This is a genomic window from Actinomycetota bacterium, from assembly GCA_035697485.1.
Classification (GTDB): Bacteria; Actinomycetota; UBA4738; order UBA4738; family HRBIN12; genus JAOUEA01.
The window spans coordinates 1-7,969 of record DASSCU010000012.1; the positions used below are offsets into that span (position 1 = coordinate 1).

A 7,969-nucleotide genomic window follows, 5' to 3' on the forward strand; every position below is an offset into this window, starting at 1 on the left:
GAACGGGGTGAACTCCGCCATGCCCTTCTCGGCCTGGCGCTTGGTGATCGCCGCGGTCAAGGTCGTCTTGCCGTGGTCGATGTGGCCCATCGTGCCGATGTTCACGTGGGGCTTGGTCCGCTCGAACTTCTGCTTCGACATCTCTGGCTTCTCCCCTGTTCCTTCGCGTCCGTTACTCGCCCATGACCCGGGCGACGATCTCCTTGCCGATCTGCGCCGGCACCTCGTTGTAGGCGTGCAGCTGCATCGGGCTGTGCGCGGCACGGCCCTGGGTGCGCGAGCGGAGCTCGGTCGCGTAGCCGAACAGCTCGGCCAACGGCACCACGACGCGCACGACCTTCTGTCCGCTGCGCTCGTCGATGTTCTCGATGCGTCCGCGGCGGGCGGTCACGTCACCCATCACGTCGCCGAGGAACTCCTCGGGCGTCGTGACCTCGAACTCCATGACCGGCTCGAGGATCACCGGGTCGGCCTTGCGGGCGGCTTCCTTGATCGCCATCGAGCCGGCGATCTTGAAGGCCATCTCCGAGGAGTCGACCTCGTGGTAGGAACCGTCGATCAGCGTCGCGCGCACGTCGACCATCGGGTAGCCGGCCAGGATGCCGTTGTCGAGCGCCTCCTGGATGCCCTGGTCGACGGCCGGGATGTACTCCCGCGGGATCTTGCCGCCCACGATCTTGTTGATGAACTCGTACCCGCCCCCGGGGCCGGTGGGCTCGAGGTCGATCACGACGTGACCGAACTGGCCCTTGCCGCCGGTCTGGCGCACGAAGCGCGTCTCGACCTTGTGGGCTTCCTTGCGGACCGTCTCCCGGTAGGCCACCTGCGGCTTGCCGACGTTGGCGTCGACCGAGAACTCGCGCTTGAGGCGGTCGACGATGATGTCGAGGTGCAGCTCGCCCATGCCTGAGATCACCGTCTGGCCGGTCTCGTCGTCGTACTTCACGACGAACGTCGGGTCCTCGTCGGCGAGCTTCATCAGTCCGGTGCCGAGCTTGTCCTGGTCGGCCTTGGTCTTCGGCTCGACCGCGACCGAGATGACCGGCGTCGGGAACGTGATGTTCTCGAGCACGATCGGCTGGTCGGGGTCGCAGATCGTGTCGCCCGTCGTCGAGTGCTTGAGCCCCACGACGGCCACGATGTCGCCCGTGTACGCGGCCTCCATGTCCTCGCGGTGGTTCGCGTGCATCTGCAGGATGCGCCCGATGCGCTCCTTGCGGTCCTTCGTCGAGTTCATGACGTGGGACCCGCTGTGTAGCACGCCGCTGTACACCCGCAGGTAGGTGAGGCGACCGACGTACGGGTCGCTCATGATCTTGAACGCCAGCGCCGAGAACGGCTGCGCGTCGTCGGGCTCGCGCATGATGTGGTCGTCTTCCTTGAAGGGCGTGTGCCCCTCGACCGGCGGCACCTCGAGCGGGCTCGGCAGGTAGGCCACGATCGCGTCGAGCACCAGCTGCACGCCCTTGTTCTTGAACGCGGAGCCGCAGAGCACGGGCACGCCCGACCCGTCGAGGGTCATCGCCCGGATCGCCTTGTTCATCTCCTCGACGGTCGGCTCGCCCTCGTGCACGAACTTCTCCATCAGCTGCTCGTCGTGCTCGGCGAGCTTCTCGAAGAGCTCGTGTTGGGCGGCCTCGGCCTGGGCCCGGTACTCCTCGGGGATCTCGGTGTCCTTCCACTCCTCGCCCATGTCGCCCTCCCAGTAGTGGGCGTTCATCTGGACGAGGTCGATCACCCCCCGGAAGTCGCTCTCGGTGCCCCACGGCAGCTGCAGCACGAGCGGGTTCGCGGCGAGCCGGTCGACCATCATGTCGATCGTCCGCTGGAAGTCGGCGCCGGTGCGGTCCATCTTGTTGACGAAGCAGATGCGCGGCACCGCGTAGCGGTCGGCCTGGCGCCAGACGGTCTCGGACTGCGGCTCGACGCCGGCGACGGCGTCGAAGACCGCGACCGCGCCGTCGAGCACGCGCAGGCTGCGCTCGACCTCGACCGTGAAGTCGACGTGGCCGGGGGTGTCGATGATGTTGATCCAGTGGCCCTTCCACTGGCAGGTGGTCGCCGCGCTCGTGATGGTGATGCCGCGCTCGCGCTCCTGGGCCATCCAGTCCATCTGGGCGGTGCCCTCGTGGACCTCGCCGATCTTGTAGGCCTTGCCGGTGTAGTAGAGGATGCGCTCGGTCGTCGTGGTCTTGCCCGCGTCGATGTGCGCCATGATGCCGATGTTGCGCGTGCGAGCGAGCGGGTACTCCCGGATGTGGAGTCCCTTGCCCTTCGTCACGGCCTGTTCGGTCGTCGCCACCTGCATCGTCTCCACGGGGACCGCCATCACCGGTCCCCCTTCAGTCGAGAACCGGCCCGCGAAGGCCGGCTCCGGGATTGCTCGTCGATCACCAGCGGTAGTGGGCGAAGGCCTTGTTGGCCTCGGCCATCTTGTGCATGTCTTCGCGGCGCTTCACCGAGGTGCCGGCGCCGTTGGCGGCGTCCATGATCTCGGCGGTGAGCCGCTCGGCCATCGAGTTCTCGCGGCGCGCGCGGCTGTAGTTCACGAGCCAGCGCAGCGCGAGCGTCGTGCCGCGCTGCGGCTTGACCTCGACGGGTACCTGATAGGAAGCCCCGCCGACGCGCCGAGACTTGACCTCGAGCATCGGCCGCACGTTGTCGACGGCGCGCTTGAGGGTGACCACCGGGTCGTTGGCGGTCTTCTGGCTGATCTGCTCGAGCGCCTCGTAGACGGCGCGCTCGGCCACGGTCTTCTTCCCGTCGAGCAGCACCTTGTTGATCAGCTGCGTGACGAGGGGGTTCTGATACACGGGGTCGGGAGCGACCTCGCGGCGGACGGCGGGACCCTTGCGCGGCATGCCTACTCCCCGCTCTTCTTCGCGCCGTAGTGGGAACGCGCCTGCCTGCGACCCTTGACCCCGGCGGTGTCGAGCGTGCCGCGGACGATCTTGTAGCGCACGCCCGGCAGGTCCTTCACGCGGCCGCCGCGAACGAGCACGATCGAGTGCTCCTGCAGGTTGTGGCCCTCGCCCGGGATGTAGGCGGTGACCTCGACCTGGCTCGTGAGCCGCACGCGCGCGACCTTGCGCAGCGCGGAGTTCGGCTTCTTGGGGGTGAAGGTCATGACACGCGTGCAGACGCCACGCCGCTGCGGAGACCCCTTCAGCGCGGGGGCCTTCGTCTTCGCCTTCGGGGACTTGCGTCCCTTGCGAACCAGTTGCTCGATCGTGGGCATAGATCTCTCGTCTGCACTCTGTCGTTGTCAAACACCGGAGCCCGGCGTGAGCCGAACCCGCGGGCCGTTCGGGACCGGTGCGGACGCAGCGCGAACGCCACTCGAACCCGCTGATCCCACTCCGAAGGAGTCGAACGCGCCGGTGGCCCGCCGAGCCGGGGCGCGAGGAACAAAGCTACAGGTCACACGCACGAGCGTCAACGCGCGCGGGGTGCCTCGGCGGGCCCGTGTGAGGTGGCTCGCCTCCCGCGATGCGTGCGGCTGGTGCGCTGCTAGCGTACCCGCCCGATGGGGTCGCTGTCCCGTGAGGTGCAGATCGCGATGCGCGCGGCCGCGCGCGGGGCCGACGTCGTCCGCGAGGCGGGGCTTGCCGGCGGGGCCGACAGGGTCGGCGAGGCCGGCGGGGTCGGCCTGCGGGACAAGGCGCTGCCGGGCGACTACGTGACCGAGATCGATCTGGCCGCCGAGCGTGCGATCGTGTCGCTGCTCGAGGCCGAGGGCGGCGGCGTGGGCATCCACGGCGAGGAATCGGGGGGCGTCGACGTCGCCGATGCCTGGGTCGTCGATCCGCTCGACGGCACGACGAACTACGCGCACGGGTTCTGGGCGGTCGGGGTCTCGGTCGCGCTCGTGCAGGAAGGACGGCCGGTGGCCGGGGCCGTGTGCGCGCCGTTCCTGGGGACGACCTGGATGGCCGGGCGCGGCGAGGGCTCGTGGCGGGTCCGTGACGGCGGCGAGGCGGTGCCGATGCGCGTGTCCGAACGGGAACCCTCGCGCGCCGTGGTCGGCACCGGGTTCCCGTTCCGGCGCAAGGAGCTGCTCCCCCGCTACCTGCGGACGTTCGAGGCAGCGCTCGGTCGCTTCGAGGACCTGCGCCGCCCGGGAGCGGCGGCGCTCGACCTCGCCTGGGTGGCCGAGGGCGTGTTCGACGGTTTCTTCGAGTTGGCGCTGGCCCCCTGGGACGTCGCCGCCGGCGGGTTGTTGATCGAGGAAGCCGGCGGCGTCGTCACGGACTGGTCCGGCGATGAGCGGGCATGGCTCAGCGGCGACATCCTGGCCGGCGGCGCGGCGGTGCACGCGGCGCTGCTCGAGCGGGCGAAGCGCCCGTGACCGTCTCAGGCGAAGGCGGGGCTGGGGGAGAGCCCCGCCTTCGCCTCGAGCTCAGGTGTCCAGGCGAGTCACTCGAGTGGACCAGTTCGTGAAGATGGTCCGCCGGTCACCGCAGTTGGTGTCCGCGAGCCACCGCAAGAAACGGCACCTCGAGGCGATGTACTCGACCCCGAACCACAGATCGCCCCCGTTGCCCGGCACCATGTAACCGTAGTCCTGCCACCGCGGACGGAACCCACCGAAGACCGTGCCGGAGAACCCGTCGGAGGGTGACCGGCCACGGGCGGCGATGTGCACGACATCGGGATCCTCACCGAGCTCGAGCGGGATGTAGGCCGCGCTCGGGAAGTAGCTCGGTCCGACGAGCGACACGCCGATGTACCCCTCGTTGTGCTCGTTCACGGCGAGTGACGGGTAGATGATGTTGGCGTCTGTCACCGCGACGTATCCGTCCTGCAGCACGCGAGCCTTCAGCGTGTGGTCGTCCCACCAGGGGCGGAACGCGAAGTACGCGACGCCCGCCCGCTGATCGACCGGCTCGAACGAACCATCGCTGTTGTCGTAGCTCGCGCCCCCACGCCCGGTGAGGGCCGTGGTCAGGGAGCTCCACAGCACCCCGTCGGCCAGGAACGAGCTCGTGACCCGGGTGTCGCCGGAGTCCAGCGGATACGGACCCGGCTGCTGCCCGAGATCCTCTTCGAACAGGCAGTCCACGCCCAGATTCATGCAGCGCAGGAGCGGGGTGGGTCCTTCCCGCTGCAGGGACAGCGGCGGGAACTGGTACACGAGCGTCGTCACGACGGCCTGATGGAGATGGAGGTCGGGGGTGCCCGCCAGCGACCTCGTGTTGGTGAGGGCCCAGACGACCATGTCGTCGGACCGACCGGTGAGGTTCCCCGTCTCGGAGCCGTCGCCGGCCGTCGAGCTGACGAAGTACTCCGTGCCGCCGCGGCCCGTCTCCCACGATGCAGGTCGCGACCAGGCCGGGCGCACGGTGAACCCTGGTTGGTCGAGCGAGGGAACGCTGAGGTTCTCGAACAGCACCGCCTCGGACGCGCTCCGACCGGCGAGGGCCGCCTTGGGCAACGCATACAGCTGCGCCCCCGTGTAGCCGTCGCCGAAGAACGAGTACTCGTTCGTCGTGATGTAGAAGCCGTGCTTGTCGGCGCCGATGTGAGGGTAGTCCCCGATGCAGGGCCCCTGGTCACACCCGTGATCGGGCGTGCCGTCGCTGCCGTCGTTCTGCACGGGGAGCCGGTAGAGATCCCAGGAACTCGTCGGATCCGCGGAGCGGCTGACCGCGATGTCGATGCTGTTCTCACCCGTGAAGTCGCCGGTCACCGGGTCCTGCTGGATCGTGAGCTCCACGTGGAACCAGCGCTTCAACTGACGGTCGTAGTAGCAGCTCGGGTCGGTCGTGAACGGCCCGAACTCCCCCGTCTCGATGTCGATCGCCGGCGGGAAGCCGAACCACTCGTTGTGCGAGATCCCCACCGGCTCGGTTCCCGGGATGCCGGAGGTTCCCGGCAGCAGCGCGCGCCCGTTCGGCGTGTAGATCTGCACGATGCTGTTGATCGTCTCGACGACGTGGTCGGGGCCCACGCAGAGCCCCTGGTCGGGCGGCTCCAGGAAGAACGCGTTCCCGGCATTGGACCAACCCTGATCGAAGGAGTTGCTCCCCTCCCAGGACCGAACCAGGTCCGGCCGCTGCTCCGAGACGGCAGCCTCGTCGGGCGCGGACGGCGGGTCCGGGATCGGCGGTCCGATGGTCTCGACCTGTCCTCCCGCGCCGATGCGCGGACGCAGGCGCTCGAGCGCTGCGCTGGGCGTCTCTCGCTGGGTACGTGCGGTGGCGGGGGCGAGGCCCGAGAGCTCGGCGAGCGGTTCCGTGGCCCCGAGGTGCTGCAGCGCCACCGTCGTGACGCCTTCGAACGGGGGTGCCCCGCCCGTCCTGGGTGCTGCCCCAGTCGGGACGGCCGCGAGCGAGCCTGCCACGACGGTCGATGCCACGACGAACACGAGTAGTCGACGTCTCGTCACCGTGCACCCCTCCCCGGCTTCCCCTGTAAAGCGGGCCCTTCGGTGAACCTATGCCTGGGGGCGCCCGGGGGGTACCAGCCGAACGGGGGACCTCGGTGGTAGGGAGACGGCGGGACCGGGAGCCACCGCTGCAAGACGCCACCGGCCACGCAGCGGGGGCGGGGCCGACAGGCCCCGCCCCCGCGTGACGCTTCCCGAGCGGGCTCCGCCCTCAGGCGGGGCCCGCCCCGGTCCTACTCTTCGTCGGTCTTAACCGCCGTCAGCCCGCCGCCGAGCATCTGCTCGGCCTGCTCGCGCGTGAGCCCCACGAGCGACGGCTCGCCGGTCTCGCTCGCCACGGCCTCCGCGATCTCGCGCTGACGTGCCAGCCAGTACTCGGGGATCGCCTCGGGCTTGATCTGGACGGCCACGTTGCGGTAGCGCGCCAGGCCCGAGCCGGCCGGGATCAGCTTGCCGATGATCACGTTCTCCTTCAGCCCGAGCAGCGGGTCGGACTTGGCCGAGATGGCCGCGTCGGTGAGCACCCGCGTCGTCTCCTGGAAGGAGGCCGCCGACAGCCACGAGTCGGTCGCGAGCGACGCCTTCGTGATGCCGAGCAGCACCGGGCGGGCCGACGCCGGCACGCCGCCGGCCTCGACCACCTCGGCGTTCTTCTCCTCGAACGCGCGACGGGCGACCATGTCGCCGGGCAGGAAGTCGGTGTCGCCCGGCTCGATGATGTGCACCTTGCGCAGCATCTGGCGCGCGATCAGCTCGATGTGCTTGTCGTGGATCGTCACGCCCTGCGAGCGGTACACCTGCTGGACCTCGTCGACCAGGTGGTTCTGCAGGGCGAGCACGCCCTCGACCCGCAGCTTCTCGTGCGGGTTCACCGAACCCTCGGTCAGCTGCTGGCCCACGACCACCGCGTCGCCGGCGCTCACGGTCAGGCGCGCCCGGTACGAGACCGGGTACTCCACCTGGTCGCCCGACTCGTCGGTCACGAGGATGTGCCGCTGGTGCTTCTCCTCGTCGTCCTCGATCGAGACGGTGCCGCTGATCTCGGTGATCTGCGCCTCGCCCTTGGGCTTGCGGGCCTCGAACAGCTCGACCACGCGCGGCAGACCGTGCGTGATGTCCTCGCCGGCCACGCCACCCGTGTGGAACGTGCGCATCGTGAGCTGGGTGCCCGGCTCGCCGATCGACTGGGCCGCGATGATGCCGACGGCCTCGCCGATGTCCACGAGCTGGCCGGTCGCGAGCGAGCGGCCGTAGCAGCGTGCGCAGACGCCGACGGCGGACTCGCAGGTGAGCACCGAGCGGACCTTGATGGTCTCGACACCCGCGCCGATGAGCTTCTCGATGAGCACGTCGCCCACGTCGTCGCCGGCCTCGGCGACGACCTCGCCCTTGGCGTTCACCGCGTCGGCGGCGAGGCTGCGAGCGTAGACCGCGTTCTCGACGTTCGGGTCGCGGACGAGGTTGCCCGTGGCATCCGTCGTCGCGATCGCCAGGTCGAGGCCCTTGGTCGTGCCGCAGTCGTCCTCGCGGATGATGACGTCCTGCGAGACGTCGACGAGACGACGCGTGAGGTAGCCCGAG

Annotated in this window: 7 protein-coding genes; 1 reads left to right on the top strand and 6 read right to left on the bottom strand. The window is 69.6% G+C overall.

Going from position 1 to position 7,969, the window contains the following annotated elements; genetic code table 11:
* From VFI59_02980 to rpsL, 4 genes are all read right to left on the bottom strand, one after another.
* The coding region (locus VFI59_02980; GenBank protein HET6712655.1) for a GTP-binding protein at positions 1-141 on the bottom strand (141 nt) is incomplete at its 3' end.
* 31 nt (positions 142-172) lie between these two features.
* Positions 173-2,329 carry an elongation factor G gene (gene fusA / locus VFI59_02985; protein HET6712656.1) on the bottom strand — a complete coding sequence of 719 codons (2,157 nt, stop codon included), beginning with the start codon at positions 2,327-2,329 and terminating at the stop codon, positions 173-175.
* 61 nt (positions 2,330-2,390) lie between these two features.
* Positions 2,391-2,861 carry a 30S ribosomal protein S7 gene (gene rpsG, locus VFI59_02990; GenBank protein ID HET6712657.1) on the bottom strand — a complete coding sequence of 157 codons (471 nt, stop codon included), beginning with the start codon at positions 2,859-2,861 and terminating at the stop codon, positions 2,391-2,393.
* 2 nt (positions 2,862-2,863) lie between these two features.
* The gene (rpsL, locus tag VFI59_02995) at positions 2,864-3,238 is read right to left on the bottom strand and encodes a 30S ribosomal protein S12 (protein HET6712658.1); all 375 of its coding nucleotides are present in this window, start codon (positions 3,236-3,238) and stop codon (positions 2,864-2,866) included.
* Between the two features lie 288 nt (positions 3,239-3,526).
* Between rpsL and VFI59_03000 the strand changes: the two genes are divergently transcribed.
* Positions 3,527-4,348 (top strand): inositol monophosphatase family protein, encoded by an 822-nt coding sequence (locus VFI59_03000; GenBank protein ID HET6712659.1) that lies wholly within the window; start codon positions 3,527-3,529, stop codon positions 4,346-4,348.
* A gap of 51 nt (positions 4,349-4,399) precedes the next feature.
* Here the strand turns inward: VFI59_03000 and VFI59_03005 are convergent, their stop codons facing one another.
* A complete protein-coding gene (locus VFI59_03005; protein ID HET6712660.1) occupies positions 4,400-6,388 on the bottom strand; it encodes a hypothetical protein in 1,989 nt (662 codons plus the stop codon).
* A gap of 233 nt (positions 6,389-6,621) precedes the next feature.
* Positions 6,622-7,969, bottom strand: a 1,348-nt coding sequence (locus VFI59_03010; protein ID HET6712661.1) for a DNA-directed RNA polymerase subunit beta', incomplete at its 5' end; no start/stop codon positions are given.

Excerpts from the sequence above, each read along its gene's own strand:
- fusA (HET6712656.1), bottom strand. The coding sequence starts at position 2,329 with ATGGCGGTCCCCGTGGAGACGATGCAGGTGGCGACGACCGAACAGGCC.
- rpsG (HET6712657.1), bottom strand. The coding sequence starts at position 2,861 with ATGCCGCGCAAGGGTCCCGCCGTCCGCCGCGAGGTCGCTCCCGACCCC.
- rpsL (HET6712658.1), bottom strand. The coding sequence starts at position 3,238 with ATGCCCACGATCGAGCAACTGGTTCGCAAGGGACGCAAGTCCCCGAAG.
- VFI59_03000 (HET6712659.1), top strand. The coding sequence starts at position 3,527 with ATGGGGTCGCTGTCCCGTGAGGTGCAGATCGCGATGCGCGCGGCCGCG.